Raw genomic sequence first — 15,732 nt, forward strand, 5'->3', positions numbered from 1 at the left:
TCGGGGTGGACACACCACGCGGCTATCCAGCGAACCCGCATCCCATTGGAGTGAACCGTCATGCCCGAAGCCGTCATCGTCTCAACCGCGCGCTCGCCGATCGGCCGCGCCATGAAGGGGTCGCTGGTCAGCATGCGGCCCGACGACCTGGCCGCGCAGATGGTGCGCGCCGCGCTGGACAAGGTGCCCGCGCTGAACCCGCACCAGATCGACGACCTCATCCTGGGCTGCGGCCTGCCCGGCGGCGAGTCCGGCTTCAACATGGGGCGCGTCGTCGCCGTCGAACTCGGCTACGACTTCCTGCCGGGCACCACGGTCAACCGGTACTGCTCGTCGTCGCTGCAGACCACGCGGATGGCCTTTCACGCGATCAAGGCCGGCGAGGGTGATGCGTTCATCTCGGCGGGCGTGGAGACCGTGTCGCGGTTCGGAAAGGGCAACTCCGATTCGTGGCCGGACACCAAGAACCCGTTGTTCGAGGAGGCCCAGGAGCGCTCCACGGCCGCCGCAGCGGGCGCCGACGAATGGCACGATCCCCGCGTTGATGGGAACATCCCCGACGTCTACATCGCGATGGGCCAGACCGCCGAGAACGTCGCCATCCTGACCGGCATCACCCGCGAGGAGCAGGACCGCTGGGGAGTGCGCAGCCAGAACCGTGCCGAGGAGGCCATCAAGAGCGGGTTCTTCGAGCGCGAGATCACCCCGGTGACCCTGCCCGATGGAAGCACCGTCAGTACCGATGATGGCCCCCGTCCGGGCACCACCTACGAGAAGGTCTCCGAGCTCAAACCGGTGTTCCGGCCCAACGGCACCGTGACCGCGGGGAACGCGTGCCCTTTGAACGACGGCGCCGCCGCGCTGGTGATCACCAGCGACACGAAGGCCAAGGAATTGGGGTTAACTCCGCTGGCGCGCATCGTGTCCACCGGGGTCAGCGGCCTGTCGCCGGAGATCATGGGTTTGGGCCCGATCGAGGCGTCCAAGAAGGCGCTGGAGAGGGCCGGCATGTCGATCAACGACATCGACCTGTACGAGATCAACGAGGCTTTCGCGGTGCAGGTGCTGGGCTCGGCCCGCGAGCTGGGCATGGACGAGGACAAGCTGAATGTCTCCGGTGGGGCGATCGCCCTGGGCCACCCGTTCGGCATGACGGGAGCACGCATCGCCACCACGCTGCTGAACAACCTGCAGACCCACGACAAGACGTTCGGTTTGGAGACGATGTGCGTCGGCGGCGGCCAGGGCATGGCGATGATCATCGAACGGCTCTCCTAATTGGCCGTTGACTCTGCGCCCACCAGGCAAAAGTGCGAGTAAAGAGCCTGGTGGACGCAGAGTCATCGCGTCAACGCGTTCCAGGCCCGCCGAACCCGGCGGATCACGTCGTAGTCCTGTTGCCCTGCCAGCACCCTGATGTGGGTCCAGCCGATCCGCTGGAGGTACTCCAGGCGCTCGACGTCTCTCACGAACCGATCGCGGCTGACCCGATGTTGCTCGCCGTCGTACTCGACGGCCAGCATGATGTCCTCCCACCCCATGTCGAGGAAGTACCGCGGATAGCCGTCGACCCCCAAGACAGGGATCTGGGTGGATGGCCGCGGGAAGCCGGCGTTGATCAACAAAAGCCGCAGCCAGGTCTCCTTCGGCGATTGGGCGCCTGCGTCGACGAGATCCAAAACCTTGTCCAGTTGGCGCAGCCCGCGGGTGTGGGGATGTCGGCCGGCGAGTTCCCTAACGTCGTTGACCTTGAAGTCGGTGGCATTAGCGAGCGCATCGAGTCGGGCGACCGCCTGACCCAGGGTTCCGCGCCTGGTGAGGTCGAAGGCCGTGCGCTCCTTGGTGGTCACACCGAGGCCGCTGAGGAGCTGAAATTCGCCGTCGAGCAACAGGTCAGCCCTGGTCTTGACACCCCTCGGCGCCCTGGCGTTGCGCCAGATCAATTCCACCAATGCGTCGGCATCGACCCACTTCGCGCCGTGCAGCGCTGATGCCGCGGCGCCCGCGACCACCGCATTCCGGCCCGACCACAGCCACGCCGCGACAATGCGTTGCCGCAGCGACGGCTGGACGCGCTTGTCCAGATAGACGTTCGGCATGATCGCGGTGTAGTAGTTGCCCAGCTCATGCCAGCTGACAATCCCCGCCGTCAGTGCCTCGCTGCCGATGAACGGCCGCTTCCCCACATCCCCCATGCGCGGGCATGGTGCCAGCGCCCACCGACACAGCCCCACCCCTTCAGGGATGACTCTGCGCCCACCAGGCAAAAGTGCGAGTAAAGAGCCTGGTCAGCGCAGAGTCATCAACGCGAAGCTAGTCGTTTTGCAGGTAACTGAGCAGGCGCAGGATCTCGATGTACAGCCAGACCAGGGTCACGGTCAGGCCCAGGGCGATGCCCCATGCCGCCTTCTCCGGCGCCCCCGCGCGGATCATCTGGTCGGCCGCGTCGAAGTCGATCAGGAAACTGAACGCCGCGATGCCGATGCACACCAGCGAGAAGATGATGCCCAGCGGTCCGGGGCTACGCAAGCCCAAGCCCTCGCCGCCGCCGACGTTGAACATCGCCAGCACGAAATTGCCGAGCATGAGGGCCAGCACGCCGAACAACGCGGCGACCACCATGCGGGTGAACTTGGGCGTGACCCGGATAGCGCCGGTCTTGTAGACGACGAGCATTCCGAAGAACACGCCGAGCGTACCCAGGATGGCCTCACCGATCAGCACGCCGGCGTTCGCGGACGACACCGTGATGTTCGCCAGGACGAAGGAGATGGCGCCGAGGAACAGTCCCTCGAGGACGGCGTAGCTCAGCACGATCGGCGCGCTGTCCTGCTTGCGGCCAAAGGTCGCGACCAGCACCAGGCCCAGGCCGCCCAGCGCACCCACGAGGGTCAGCGGCATGGCCAGCGCGACGTTCGCCGCCACCAGGAAGTAGGAGACGACGGCCGAAGTCGTCAGCACGGCCAGCGTCACGCCGGTCTTGGTGACGACGTCGTCGATGGTCAGCGGACGGGCGGCCCGGGTCTCCTGGTACGGAGCGACATAGGGATCGGCTTGATAGCCCTGCGTCTGGGCCGCGCCAGTGCCGAATTGCGCGTATCCGCCTCGCTGTTTCGGCAGCGAGCGAAATACCGGGTTACTTGTCTCCCGCACCGTCGGATCCTCTCTCATGACTGTGGCTTCGAGCTATCGAACACCTGCTCAACGATCAGCAGCCCGGTCGGGTTCCCAGCGGACCTGCCGTTTCCTGGGTATTCCCGGCCTTTGACCAACTCTGCCATTGTTGTCCGGTCAAACATAAACCTTACCCGCGGCTACCGCTTCACCAGTAACGATCTAGATTGCTGGTCGAGGGTGGGCCGGCGACGGGAGGCTGGAGCGTGACTGGGGAATCCGACGAGGTATTGACCCGCGTCGACGGTGGTATCGGCCTGATCACGCTCAACCGCCCCAAGGCGATCAACTCGCTGAATCAGCAGATGGTGGACGCGCTGAGCGCAATCCTCACCCGGTGGGAGAACGACGACGCGGTGGGGGCCGTGGTGCTGTCCGGAGCGGGCGAACGCGGGCTGTGCGCCGGCGGCGACGTGGTGGCCGTCTACCACAGTGCCCGTAAAGACGGGGTCGAGGCGCGGCGGTTCTGGCGCGACGAGTACCTGCTCAACGGGCGGATCGGCCGGTTCGGCAAGCCGTACGTGGCGTTGATGGACGGCATCGTGATGGGCGGCGGTGTCGGGGTCAGCGGCCACGCGAACACCAGGGTGGTCACCGACACCTCGAAGGTCGCGATGCCCGAGGTGGGCATCGGGTTCATCCCCGACGTCGGCGGGGCGTTTTTGCTGTCTCGCGCGCCGGGCGGGCTGGGGCTGTACGCCGCGCTGACCGGGGCGCCGTTTTCCGGCGCCGACGCCATCGCAATGGGATTCGCCGACCACTACGTGCCGCATAGCGAACTCGACGCGTTCACCGCGGCGATCGTCGCCGACGGCGTGGAGACCGCGCTGGCCCGTCATGCCGTCGAACCCCCAACGAGCCCCCTTGCCGCACAACGTGATTGGATCGACGAGTGCTTTGCCAAGGACACCGCCGAAGGCATCGTCGCCGCCCTGCGGGCACATGACGCGGGACCCGCCCGGGAGGCCGCCGACCTGATCACCACCCGCTCCCCCATCGCCGTGTCCGTGACGCTGGAAGCGGTGCGCCGCGCCGCCAAGCTGGGCACACTGGAAGACGTTCTGATTCAGGACTATCGGGTGTCGAGCGCGTCGGTGCGCTCGCACGACCTGGTGGAGGGCATCCGTGCGCAGCTCATCGACAAGGATCGCAATCCGAAGTGGTCGCCGGCGACGCTGGCCGAAATCGCCACGGCCGACGTCGAGGCGTATTTCGCGCCGGTCGACGACGACCTGAGTTTCTAGGAAGGTAAGGCATGACGTACGAAACCATCCTCGTCGAGCGCGATCAGCGGGTTGGGATCATCACGCTGAACCGGCCGCAGGCGCTCAACGCGCTCAACACCCTGGTGATGAACGAAGTCACCAGTGCAGCAACCGAATTGGACAACGATCCTGGCATCGGGGCGATCGTCATCACCGGTTCGGCCAAGGCGTTCGCGGCCGGCGCCGACATCAAGGAGATGGCCGGCCTGGCGTTTGCCGACGCGTTCGACGCCGACTTCTTCGCCGCCTGGGGCAAGCTGGCGGCCGTCCGCACCCCGACGATCGCCGCGGTGGCCGGACACGCGCTTGGCGGCGGCTGCGAGCTCGCGATGATGTGCGACCTGCTGATCGCGGCCGACACGGCGAAGTTCGGCCAGCCGGAGATCAAACTCGGTGTGCTGCCGGGCATGGGCGGGTCGCAGCGCCTGACCCGGGCCATCGGCAAGGCCAAGGCCATGGACCTCATCCTGACCGGACGCACCATCGACGCCGCCGAAGCCGAACGCAGCGGCCTGGTTTCGCGGGTGGTGCCGGCCGACGACCTGCTCACCGAGGCCAAGGCCGTCGCCACCACCATCGCGCAGATGTCGCGATCGGCGGCGCGGATGGCCAAGGAAGCCGTCAACCGCGCCTTCGAATCGACCCTGTCCGAAGGACTTCTCTACGAACGCCGCCTGTTTCATTCGACCTTCGCGACGCACGACCAGTCCGAGGGGATGGCGGCATTCATCGAGAAGCGCGCCCCCAACTTCACCCACCGCTAGGACGCTTCCATGGGCGAACCGGGCTCCGCGACGACTGCCGGCGACAAATCGACTGCCACCTCCGAGGAGTTGGAGCTGTCCTCGGGCGCCGAAGCCAAAACCGAAGCCGGCCAAGAAGTTTCGACGCCCGGCCCGGAAAAGCCCAGGCCCGAGAGGCCCTGGTGGGTTCGCCATTACACGTTCACCGGCACCGCCGCCGGCCTGGTTTTCGTGTGGTTTTCGATGACGCCGTCACTGCTGCCCCGGGGCGCGCTGTTTCAGGGGCTGGTCAGCGGGTTCTCCGGCGCCACCGGCTATGGGCTGGGCGTGTTCGGCGTCTGGCTGGTGCGGTACATGCGCGCCAAGGATTACAGCCCGCCGCCGCCGCGCTGGGCGTGGGCGGTGTTGGTGCCGGTCGGCGCGGTCGGCATGGTGCTGATGGCGATCTGGTTCCACGTCTGGCAGGACCAGGTGCGCGACCTGATGGGTGTCGAGCACCTGAAGTGGTACGACTACCCGGTGGCCGCGGGCTTGTCGCTGGTGGTGCTGTTCGCTCTCGTCGAGATCGGTCAGTTCATCCGCTGGCTGTTCACCTTTCTCGTCGGTCAGGTCGACCGGATCGCACCGTTTCGGCTTTCGGCGACCATCGTGGTGGCGCTGCTGGTGGCGCTGTCGATCACCCTGCTCAACGGCGTGGTGCTCAAGTTCGCGATGCGCACCATGAACAACACGTTCGCCTCGGTCAACAACGAGATGAATCCCGATACCGCACCGCCGAAGACGCCGCTGCGGTCCGGTGGCCCGCAGTCGCTGGTGTCCTGGGACTCGCTGGGCCACCAGGGCCGCATCTTCATCGAGGGCGGGCCCAGGGTCGACGAGCTGACCGCGTTCAACGGGGCCCCGGCCACCGAGCCGATCCGGGCCTACGCCGGGCTGAACTCCGCGGACGGCATCACCGCGGCCGCCGAACTCGCCGCGCGTGAGCTGCAGCGCGAGGGCGGGCTGCGGCGCGCCGTGATCGCGGTCGCGACGACGACCGGCACCGGCTGGATCAACGAGGCCGAAGCCTCGGCGCTGGAGTACATGTACAACGGCAACACCGCGATCGTGAGCATGCAGTATTCGTTCCTGCCGAGCTGGCTGTCCTTCCTGGTGGACAAGGAGAACGCCCGGCACGCCGGCCAGGCGCTGTTCGAGGCCGTCGACCGGCTGGTGCGCCAAATGCCCGAGGGACAACGCCCCAAGCTTGTCGTGTTCGGCGAGAGCCTGGGATCGTTCGGCGGTGAGGCGCCGTTCATGAGCCTCAACAACATCCTGGCCCGCACCGACGGAGCCTTGTTCAGCGGGCCGACGTTCAACAACACCATCTGGACCGACCTGACCTCCACCCGCGATGCCGGTTCCCCGGAGTGGTTGCCGATCTACCACGACGGCAAGAACGTCCGATTCGTCGCTCGCGCAAGCGATTTGATGCGCCCGAACGCCGCATGGGACCACCCGCGGGTGGTTTATCTGCAGCACGCCTCCGATCCGATCGCCTGGTGGAACCGCGACCTGTTGTTCGCCAAACCGGACTGGCTGCGCGAGAAACGCGGCTACGACGTGCTGCCCCAGACCCGCTGGATCCCGGTGGTGACGTTCCTGCAAGTCTCGGCCGACATGGCGGTGGCCGTAGACGTGCCGGACGGGCATGGCCACCATTACGTCGCCGACGTCGCCAACGGCTGGGCGGCGGTGCTGTCGCCGCCCGGGTGGACCCAGCAGAAAACGGACAAACTGCGGCCGTTGCTGCACGCCAACGGCTAGCGCCCAGGGCGCGGTTAGAGCCAGCGGCGACCGGCGTCGGCCAGCGGTCCCGGACGTGGGCCGGGCGAACCGCCGGCCAGCTCGTCCAGGACACCGGCGCCCGCCAGCGCGTGGTAGCCGCCGATGACGTCGGTGGCGCGGTGCAGGCCGATGTCGAGCAGCGCGGCCGCCGCCAGGCTGGACGTGTAGCCCTCCGAGCACACGATCACCCATTCGACGTCGTCGCCGACGGCCTCGGGCAGCTTGGCGTCGCTGGTCGGGTCGCAGCGCCATTCCAGGACGTTGCGTTCGATCACCAGCGCGCCCGGCAATTCGCCCTCGCGGAATCGCTGCGCCTGCGGCCGGATGTCGACGAGGATCGCCCCGCGCCGCAGCGCGTCGGGCACCTCGGCGGCCGCAAGGCGCCGATACCGGCGGCGGGCCGCTCTCAGGACAAGGTCGATGCGGCTCACTGCGGCCCTTCCGGTTGATCGGTCAGTTCGGTGCGCTGGCGGCGCAACCTGTTGCGGTCGGTGACCTCGTAGTACGACATCGCGGTCAGCGGCGGCGAGTAGGCATGCACGCTCAGGGTCGGCTGCACCGGGCCCTTGTTGATGCTCACCGGCCCAGGTACCGGCCTGGGCGCCCACACCACGTCATGCACCCAGCCCAACGGGAACCCGGCCTGATCGCCCGCATCGAGCCGGCGGCGTCGCAAACCCCGCCCGTCCCAACGGAATTCGTTCAGTGAGCCGGACAGCACGGTCAGCGCCCCCAGCGACCCGCCATGGTCGTGCAGCTCGGTGGGACGGCCGGGAACCCAGCTGATCAGCCAGATGTCCAGTTCGTCGTCGCCGTGGATGCGGGTGAACCAGCGCCGCGACTCCGGTACGCCGCCCGCGGGCAGCAGGTGGTCACAGCGTCCGCTGAGCACGTCGTCGGCGGCCCGGTCGGTGGCATGCAGGAGGTCGGGCACCCGCAGCCGAGTGGGTCCCGACGACGGGGCCGAGACGGTCAATGACCGCAGCGGCACGGGGTCAGCGACAGGCGTCGCAATGCGAAGAGGCATCGAGCAGCTCCAGGGTGAACGGATCGGGCGAGCGGCGGCGTATTACGGCCGACAACACTCGCAAAGCCCGAAGCGCTCCATCACGGCCGCCAGTGTTGCATAGATTGAATCCGTGCGCTGGTACGGTCATGGCCCGCTGTTGCGGGGCGCGGTGGTTGTTGTGGCGGGTTTGTTGGCGGTCGCGGGCTGCTCGCATGGCGCCCATCCCGGCCCGACCACGTCCTCGTCGGCGCGGCCGTCGGACATTCCCCGCGGTCCGACCTCGGCGCCGGCCGGCGCCGTGGGGCTCTCCGCCGCCGGCGTGACGACCAGGATCGACGTCCCCGCGGATTCGACCGAGGAGGAGTATTTCCAGGCCTGTCATGCCGCAAAGGTGTGGATGCAAGCGCAGCCGCCGACCGGTGGGTCGCTGATCGAGCCGTATCTGGCGATGGTTCAGGCGTCGCCGACGGGGACCGCCGGCAGCTGGAATGCCCGCTGGTCTGACCTGACGCTGGCCCGGCAGGCGGCCGTGATCACCGCCGCGCGCGCGGCCGCCAACGACGAATGCGGGTAGCGCTGCAGACCCCGGTGCAATTGGGATCACGGGTGCAAAAAAGTGCCGGCCCGGCCGCCGGGAACGCGTTCCGCCGCGCAAAATGAACGCATGCCCGATGGACCTGGCGCAGCGGTGGCGCGTCGGTCACCACCGACTCGAGTGGCGCTGGCGCTCGGCAGCGGCGGCGCCCGCGGCTACGCCCACATCGGCGTGATCGAGGCGCTGCGGGCGCGCGGCTACGACATCGTGGGCGTCGCCGGCTCATCGATGGGCGCGGTGGTCGGCGGCCTGCAAGCGGCCGGACGCCTCGACGAGTTCGCCGACTGGGCGAAGTCGTTGACGCAGCGCACCATCCTGCGGTTACTGGACCCGTCCATCAGCGCGGCCGGGGTGATGCGGGCCGAAAAGATCCTCGACGCGGTGCGCGACATCCTGGGTCCGGTCTCCATCGAGCAGCTGCCCATCCCCTACACCGCGGTCGCGACCGACCTGTTGGCCGGCAGGTCGGTGTGGTTTCAGCGCGGTCCCGTCGACGAGGCAATCCGGGCGTCCATCGCGATCCCGGGGGTGATCGCCCCGCACGAAGTCAACGGGCGGCTGCTCGCCGACGGCGGCATCCTGGATCCGCTGCCGATGGCCCCGATCGCCGCGGTCAACGCCGACCTGACCGTCGCGGTGAGCCTCAGCGGCGGCGAGGTCGGTCGCATTGGGGACAACCGCGGTGCGGAGCCCGGCGTCACCGTCGAGTGGTTGAACCGCATGATGCGCGGCACCTCGGCGCTGCTGGACCGGCCGACCGCGCGGGCCGTCCTGAGCCGGTTCGGCGGCGGGGAACCGGAAAGCTGGTCGGACGCCGAGCTCGATGGCGCCGGGGACATCGCCGAGGCGCCCGGGGTGCCGAAGCTGGGCAGCTTCGAGGTGATGAACCGGACGATCGACATCGCCCAATCCGCGCTGGCCCGTCACACGCTGGCGGCCTACCCGCCCGACCTGCTGATCGAGGTGCCGCGCTCGACGTGCCGAAGCCTGGAATTTCACCGGGCGGCGGAGGTGATCGCCGCGGGCCGGGCGCTGGCCAACCGGGCCCTGGACGGCCTCGAAGCCGAGCCGGACCGGGCGGCGCCGCCCGCGATCGAGGGCTGAGCCGCCGGGGCGTGTCAGACGCCCAGGATCCGCCCCACGGCCCGCGCTTCGCGGCGGCCCTGGTCGCGTCCGGCCATCGCCGACGCGACGCGGCAGCGCGGATCCAGCGGATTGGGCCCGAAGGCCGTCAGCGAGTCCTCGTCGGCGAACACCGCGAACGCTTTGCCGGCGAACGCCGCGATCTCGGCGGCTGGGCCGTCGCCGAACGGCGACGGCCCGTCCACACCCGAGGGCACCAGCACGACGGCCTCGTCGCAATCGCCGGCCACGGCGAGGTTCACCGAGCTGGCAACGCCGCCGTCCATGTAGCGCCGGCCCGCGATCGTCACCGGTGGCCACGCCCCCGGCACCGCGCAACTGGCCGCCACGGCGTCGACCAGCTCGACACCCGACTCCCGGTCGAAAACGACGAGTTCGCCGGTGGCGACGTCGATCGCGGTGAGCCGCAGCGCCCGGTCCGGCCAGTCGTGCGACGGCAGGCGCCGCGCGATCACCCGGCGCCGGACGGGCTCGGCAACCGTTTTGGTCGCCAGCGCGACGGCCCCGATCCGCCGCATCTGCTGTCGGGTCCTGTCCAGTGTCGTGTCGTAGGGTTCGCGCAGGGCGGCCAGGAAGAGTCCGGCGATGTCGTCGACGTCGACGCCGGAATCGATCTCGGCCGACGACTCGGCGACTTGCCGGTCGAACAGCGCCTCGAGCGTGCCGCCGCCGATCTGCGCGGCGACCGCCGAACCCGCCGAGGTCCCCACCAGCACGTCCGAATCCAGCAGCAGCCGCGCCGCCGCCGGCGACTCGTCGGCGATACCGCGCAAAATTCCTGTCTCCCAAGCGATTCCGGCTATTCCGCCGCCGGCGAGCACGAGCGCGCGTCTGGTTGCCACGTCCGGCGCCTCACACCGACGTGTGCTGCGCCTGCTGGACCTGCAGGCTCAGGTCGGCGCGGCGGAGCGGATGCGTGGGCGGGTCGGGCAACACCACACCGCGGGTGATCTGCAGCCCGGCGTCGACGTGGACCAGCTCTCCCGGCTCGAGCGGACGCCAGCGCGGGTCGTCGTCCATCGGTTCGGTGGCGAACACCACCGACGAGCGGGTGCACAGATGCTCTGACCGCGCGCGGATTCGGTGGGTGCGCAGGTCGAATTCGGTGGTTCGGTGCTCGTAGCGTCGGTCCAGGACATAGAGCTCGTGGGTCTGCGGGTAGCGCAGCGCCCACATGTCGGTGGCCGTGCTCAGCGGGATATTGACCGCGTAAATGGGCACGTTCGCCGCCAGCCACCTCATGGCGTCGACCAGCCCGGGCGCCACGTCGCCGCCCCGGGCGCGGATCGACCCGGTGATGAGGGCGAACACCCGCTCCGAATCGGTCTGGCCGAGGACCAGGTCGTCGGTGCCGAGCTCGCGCAGCCGTTCGTCGAGGACGTCGAGCCCCTCGACCACGCCGTTGTGCGCGAAGATCCGGCCGTCCTGCAAAAACGGGTGGGTGTTGCGGACGTCGAGCGACCCGGTCGTCGCATAACGAACGTGGGCGACGAAGGTCGTGCCGGTCAGCTCGTGTGCCTCGGTGGCGAATTGCGTGTCGTGCCACGCCGCGATCGGCTCCTTGTGCAGCTGCGGCAGGCCGCGCTCGTCGAAGACGCCCAGTCCCGTGCCGTCCGGGTTCCGCCGGCTTTGCTCGGAGAGGCTGTCCGGGGCGTTCAGCAGCCAAAACGTCGCGGTGCAAACGTCCGTCCCGGCGTGCAAGCCGAAAAGTCGGCACATGGTCTCGACCGTACCGGCAGTCCTCAGCGCGCCAACCAGGGCGCGGCCCGGCCGGTGATCGGCGGCAGATCGAAGAAGCTTTGGATGCCGGCCGGGGCGGCGCACGTCGCGGGGACCGCGTTGACGCAGTGGGCGGCGGTCGCGACGATCCCGGGGTTGCTCTCCAGCCCCGCCTGCACGCTTTCGGGCTGCCATCCCTTGACGGTCGCGAAGGTGTCCGGGTTGCCGCGCACCTCGATCTCGTAGCGTTCTCCAGCGGGCCCGAAAGACCAAGGCGGGTCGAGGTTTTCGGATCCCATCAGCCAGTTCACGGTGATCCGCACGACCACCGCGTCGCCGACCAGCGCCTCCCAGTGGAAGCGGCGCCCGGCGACCTGCCCGGGCTCGATCGCCCCGATCGGCGAGTCGATGGGGGCGGTCGCGACGGCCACCTCCTGCGACGACCGGACCTCGGGATCGGCGGCGAAGCCCAACCGGTCGACACAGAGCCGCACCGACTGGATGAAGCCGCCGTCGAGCAGCTTTTGCATCGGCCCGGTCAATGCGCTGTCCGGGGTTCCGCCGAAGCCCATCACGTAGCGCAGCACGTCCGGCGCGTTATAGGTGCGAAGGTCGGAAAACTCCTCGGAGCGAACGAAAGTCACGGCCGTGGACATCACCGACAACAGCAGTGGGAACAGCTCGGTGGCCGCCCCGGGCCCGATGCCGGCGCCGTGCAGCGTCGCATTGCCGGCCTGGGCGGCCACCTCGAGCGGGGCGGCTTCTTTTTCGCTCGGGTAGAACCATCCGAGCGGGCTGACGACGTTCTTGCCCGAGCGCAGCAGCGCGGCGACTTCCTCGACGTTGGGCAGCAACGGCGCGTAGATCACCGCGTCGGCGTCCAGCGCGAGCACCTCGTCGATGCTGTTGGTGGCGGTCACGCCGAGCGGCGGGGTGCCGATGATCTCGCCGACGTCCTTGCCGTTCTTGGCCTCCGAATGCACCCAGCAGCCGACGAGTTCGAGTTCGGGATGATCGAGCACGCCTTTGATCGCCGCCACGCCGACCGACCCGGTTGCCCACTGTATGACCCGCAGCATGTACACCCACTTCCTTTCTTCTCTCGCGAGACTTTCTTCTCTCGCGAGCAGACGTAGAATCGCACGCTTGCCGGCGAAGCTATGCGATTCCGCGTCTGCTCGCGGGGGATGCCGGCGCTCAGTCGCGGGCCTCGATCACCCAATAGCCGTGCTCGGCGTACCGCGACCGGATGGCTTTCTTGTCGTACTTGCCCACGCTGGTGCGGGGAATCTCGTCCACGAACGCCCACCGCTCGGGCAACCACCATCGAACCACCTTATCCGCGAGGAACATTCGCAGTTGTTCGGCGCTGACCGATGCATCTTGCTTGGCCACGATGACCGCCAGCGGTCGTTCTTGCCACCGCTCGTCGGGAACCCCGACGACCGCGGCCTCGAGCACATGGGGGTGCGCGATCAGGCAGTTCTCCAGCTCGACCGAGGAGATCCATTCACCGCCGGACTTGATCACGTCCTTGGCCCGGTCGGTCAGGGTGATGAAGCCCCGCTCGTCGATGCGGCCCACGTCGCCGGTGCGCAGCCAGCCCGAGTCGAACTTGGAGTCGTCGCGTCCCAGGTAGTACGAGCCGGCGATCCACGGACCGCGAACCTCCACCTCACCCACGGCGTCGCCGTCGTTGGGCAGCACCCGGCCGTCGTCGTCGACGATCCGCATTTCCACCCCGCACACCGGCTGGCCCTGGGTCGCGCGGAACGCCCAGTGCTGGTCCGCCGGGGTGCCCGGCGGCGGCCAGGCCATGGTGGCCATGGGCGACGTCTCCGTCATGCCCCACAGCTGCCGGATCTGGACGCCGTGTTTCTCCTCGAAGGTGCGCATCAGCGAGACCGGAACGGCCGACCCGCCGCAGACCACCAGGCGCAGCGACGACATGTCGTGGTCGGGGTGGTCCTCGAGGCGGTGCAGGACGTCGTTCCAGATGGTGGGCACCGCGCCCGCCACCGTGGGCCGCAGGTCTTCGACCATGCCGATCAGCGATCGGGCGTCGAGGTGGCGATCGGGGAGCACCAGGTCGGCGCCGGCCATCAGCGCGGCGTACGGCAACCCCCACGCGTTGGCGTGGAACATCGGCACGATCGGCAGCACGCTGTCGGTGGCCCCGACGCCGATGCCGTTGACGGTACACGCGGCCATGGTGTGCAGGAAGCTCGAACGATGGCTGTAGACAACACCTTTCGGATTGCCGGTGGTGCCGCTTGTGTAGCACATTGCGGCCGCGGAGTTCTCGTCGATGCGCGGCCACTCAAAGTCGGGGGATTCGGCGTCGATCAATTCGGCATAGCTCAGCACGGTCTTGCCCGATTCCCGCAGCGGCCCCGTCTCGCCCTCCCCGACCACGATCACCGTGTGCACGGTCTCGAGGCCGCCGAGGACGGGCGCGAGCAGCCCGGCCAGCGACACGTCGACCAGCACGACCCGGTCTTCGGCCTCGTTGGCGACGTAGGCGATCTGCTCGGGGAAGAGGCGGATGTTGAGGGTGTGCAGGACGGCGCCCATCGACGGCACCGCGAGGTAGGCCGTCAGGTGTTCGGCGTTGTTCCACATGAACGTCGCCACCCGCTGGTCGCCGGTAACGCCGAGGCGGCGCAAGGCGTTTGCCAATCGGGCGGCGTGTTGTCCCAGTTCGCGATAGGTGGTCTGCCGGTAACCGTCCCCGGTGGCGGTGGTGACCGTGCGCTCCCCGTGGACACCGCAGCCGTGCCGCATGATCGCGGTGATCGTCAACGGAAAGTCCTGCATCGTGCTGTCCATCGAGCGAATGCTATCGCCGCGCGCGGCTATGAGAAACGGGTCTCCCCGACAAGGCATGCTTACCCAACAGCCGGGCGGACACCGGTTACCGCGGCTCGGCGCGCCCGCCCCGATGCGCAACCTTGTCGATAAGGTCGATCACTGCTTACGCCGGAACCTCCTTTGCTGAGGTCCATGCGCGACGACTCTGCGCGACACTGGCGGCCGCGGATCAAGCCAGTTCGGCAGCAAAAAGGTCGCCACTCGGCGGGCGTGTTAGCGACAGATTGCGGCGAAAAACTTGCGGAGAGGCCTAATTTCACCCCAACGGCGGCACTATGGCGGCATGACCGGCAAACCCTCCGACGCAGGCCCACGCGGGTGCGCTACACCTAGCCGAATTGGGTCCGCGGTCGGGGCAATGCGGTGTCGTCGACGGTGATGTCGACCTTCTCGTTGTAGAAGGCCACCAGGCCGGCGATCTGGCCGACCGCCGGCAGCGGATAGTGATACGTCCACGCCAGGTCCGGATGCACGGTCTCGCCAACCCGCACCGACCAGTAGCCCGACGTCACCCCTTTGTACGGGCACAGCGTCTGCGTCGGACTGGGCTCCAGGTGCTCGAAGGCGACGTCGGCCGGATCGATGTAATACCTTGTGGGCAAACCGGTTTCGAACAGCAACACGGGAGATCTGGTGTCGGCCAGCAGGATTCCGTCGAGTTCGACCCCGACATGCCGGTGTGAGCGCAGCGCGTCGACCCGCGAATACGGGTTACGCGGGTGGCCGTAGATCGGCTCGTCTTCCTCGAACCACCGCAACGGATCCCATTCGAATCGCACGGCGCCCGCCACCGGGCTGTCGCCGTCGGCGTCGAACACCCGCGCCGCCGATCGGTAGGTCCGCCCGCCGCCTACCAGGGAGTGCAGCCGCGACGGACCAAACTGCACCTTCTGCGGGTGGTCCTCGTCGCGCAGGAACTCCGTGTGCACATCCGCCAGCGGCACGTAATACGCTGGGTAATACGGGATTTCCCACACGTAGCGGGCCGCGGTGGTGTCGAAGACCAGTTCGTGGCCGAGATAGCCACGCACCCGACGCGGCGCGGGTTCGATCCGTCCGCGGGTGGCGGCCATTTGCGGGTAGTCACGCTCGGCGGTCACAAGGCACCTACTGGTCCTTGGAGGCCAGCCCGGCCGGCGCGTGGGTGATCGCTTTTCGGATGGCGTCGGCCAGCGCCAGCGCGCTTTCCTCGGTGAGTTCGAGGGCGACCCGAGCCGACGGGCCCAGGTCGGGATTGATGACGTCGATGTTGACCGTGTGGCCGTAGGGCGCGTGGACCGGGTGGTCGACATACACCGTCGCGCGGCTGGCGCCGAACCACCCCGTCGCGCCCTTGCCGCTGCCGTCGACCTGCACGTGCTCGGTGAGATAGGTGCACATGGCTGC

General features: G+C 68.3%; 16 protein-coding genes. 6 read left to right on the forward strand and 10 right to left on the reverse strand.

The genetic code is table 11. The features are described 5' to 3' along the window. Window positions 1–60: 60 nt before the first annotated feature. Window positions 61–1,278 (forward strand): acetyl-CoA C-acetyltransferase, encoded by a 1,218-nt coding sequence (locus tag K3U93_RS19150; RefSeq protein WP_071512407.1) that lies wholly within the window; start codon window positions 61–63, stop codon window positions 1,276–1,278. Window positions 1,279–1,340: 62 nt separating this feature from the next. On the opposite strand, the gene K3U93_RS19155 is transcribed toward K3U93_RS19150, so the two are convergent. Next, entirely contained in the window at window positions 1,341–2,186 is an 846-nt protein-coding gene (locus K3U93_RS19155) for an endonuclease domain-containing protein (protein ID WP_139797213.1), read from the reverse strand. Window positions 2,187–2,313: 127 nt separating this feature from the next. Continuing rightward, a complete protein-coding gene (locus K3U93_RS19160) occupies window positions 2,314–3,153 on the reverse strand; it encodes a Bax inhibitor-1/YccA family protein (protein ID WP_071512456.1) in 840 nt (279 codons plus the stop codon). A 227-nt stretch (window positions 3,154–3,380) separates the two neighbouring features. Here K3U93_RS19160 and K3U93_RS19165 point away from each other — a divergent pair, with 227 nt between their 5' ends. From K3U93_RS19165 to K3U93_RS19175, 3 genes are read left to right on the forward strand one after another with little or no spacing between them, the layout of a single operon-like run. After that, window positions 3,381–4,418 carry an enoyl-CoA hydratase/isomerase family protein gene (locus K3U93_RS19165; protein WP_083012647.1) on the forward strand — a complete coding sequence of 346 codons (1,038 nt, stop codon included), beginning with the start codon at window positions 3,381–3,383 and terminating at the stop codon, window positions 4,416–4,418. A gap of 11 nt (window positions 4,419–4,429) precedes the next feature. Beyond that, window positions 4,430–5,203, forward strand: a complete 774-nt coding sequence (locus K3U93_RS19170; RefSeq protein WP_071512410.1) for an enoyl-CoA hydratase — start codon at window positions 4,430–4,432, stop codon at window positions 5,201–5,203. A 9-nt stretch (window positions 5,204–5,212) separates the two neighbouring features. Continuing rightward, the gene (locus tag K3U93_RS19175; protein WP_083012649.1) at window positions 5,213–6,988 is read left to right on the forward strand and encodes an alpha/beta hydrolase; all 1,776 of its coding nucleotides are present in this window, start codon (window positions 5,213–5,215) and stop codon (window positions 6,986–6,988) included. 14 nt (window positions 6,989–7,002) lie between these two features. Here the strand turns inward: K3U93_RS19175 and K3U93_RS19180 are convergent, their stop codons facing one another. Both K3U93_RS19180 and K3U93_RS19185 read right to left on the reverse strand, forming a co-directional pair. After that, complete coding sequence (locus tag K3U93_RS19180; RefSeq protein ID WP_071512412.1) at window positions 7,003–7,440, reverse strand: rhodanese-like domain-containing protein; 438 nt, start codon at window positions 7,438–7,440, stop codon at window positions 7,003–7,005. Then, window positions 7,437–8,036: a cupin domain-containing protein gene (locus K3U93_RS19185; protein WP_083012652.1), complete on the reverse strand. Its 600-nt coding sequence runs from the start codon at window positions 8,034–8,036 to the stop codon at window positions 7,437–7,439. Before K3U93_RS19185 ends, K3U93_RS19180 begins: the two co-directional genes overlap by 4 nt. Window positions 8,037–8,148: 112 nt before the next feature. Between K3U93_RS19185 and K3U93_RS19190 the strand changes: the two genes are divergently transcribed. Continuing rightward, window positions 8,149–8,592, forward strand: coding sequence for a lipoprotein LpqV (locus tag K3U93_RS19190; RefSeq protein ID WP_071512413.1), 444 nt, complete (start codon window positions 8,149–8,151; stop codon window positions 8,590–8,592). A gap of 90 nt (window positions 8,593–8,682) precedes the next feature. Beyond that, complete coding sequence (locus K3U93_RS19195; RefSeq protein ID WP_083012654.1) at window positions 8,683–9,717, forward strand: patatin-like phospholipase family protein; 1,035 nt, start codon at window positions 8,683–8,685, stop codon at window positions 9,715–9,717. 14 nt (window positions 9,718–9,731) lie between these two features. Here the strand turns inward: K3U93_RS19195 and K3U93_RS19200 are convergent, their stop codons facing one another. From K3U93_RS19200 to K3U93_RS19225, 6 genes are all read right to left on the reverse strand, one after another. Next, entirely contained in the window at window positions 9,732–10,598 is an 867-nt protein-coding gene (locus tag K3U93_RS19200; protein WP_083012657.1) for a patatin-like phospholipase family protein, read from the reverse strand. 10 nt (window positions 10,599–10,608) lie between these two features. Beyond that, on the reverse strand, window positions 10,609–11,475 hold the full coding sequence (locus tag K3U93_RS19205; protein WP_083012659.1) for a class II glutamine amidotransferase: 867 nt from the start codon (window positions 11,473–11,475) through the stop codon (window positions 10,609–10,611). A gap of 23 nt (window positions 11,476–11,498) precedes the next feature. Next, window positions 11,499–12,554, reverse strand: a complete 1,056-nt coding sequence (locus tag K3U93_RS19210; protein ID WP_083012670.1) for an NAD(P)H-dependent amine dehydrogenase family protein — start codon at window positions 12,552–12,554, stop codon at window positions 11,499–11,501. A gap of 118 nt (window positions 12,555–12,672) precedes the next feature. Next, entirely contained in the window at window positions 12,673–14,304 is a 1,632-nt protein-coding gene (locus tag K3U93_RS19215; protein ID WP_083012661.1) for a long-chain fatty acid--CoA ligase, read from the reverse strand. Between the two features lie 371 nt (window positions 14,305–14,675). Next, window positions 14,676–15,419 carry a DUF427 domain-containing protein gene (locus K3U93_RS19220; RefSeq protein WP_083012672.1) on the reverse strand — a complete coding sequence of 248 codons (744 nt, stop codon included), beginning with the start codon at window positions 15,417–15,419 and terminating at the stop codon, window positions 14,676–14,678. A gap of 34 nt (window positions 15,420–15,453) precedes the next feature. Continuing rightward, on the reverse strand, window positions 15,454–15,726 hold the full coding sequence (locus K3U93_RS19225; RefSeq protein WP_071512420.1) for a DUF6295 family protein: 273 nt from the start codon (window positions 15,724–15,726) through the stop codon (window positions 15,454–15,456). Between the last annotated feature and the right edge of the window lie 6 nt (window positions 15,727–15,732).

Origin of the sequence: Mycobacterium malmoense (assembly GCF_019645855.1) — a bacterium.
Taxonomy (GTDB): Bacteria; Actinomycetota; Actinomycetes; order Mycobacteriales; family Mycobacteriaceae; genus Mycobacterium; species Mycobacterium malmoense.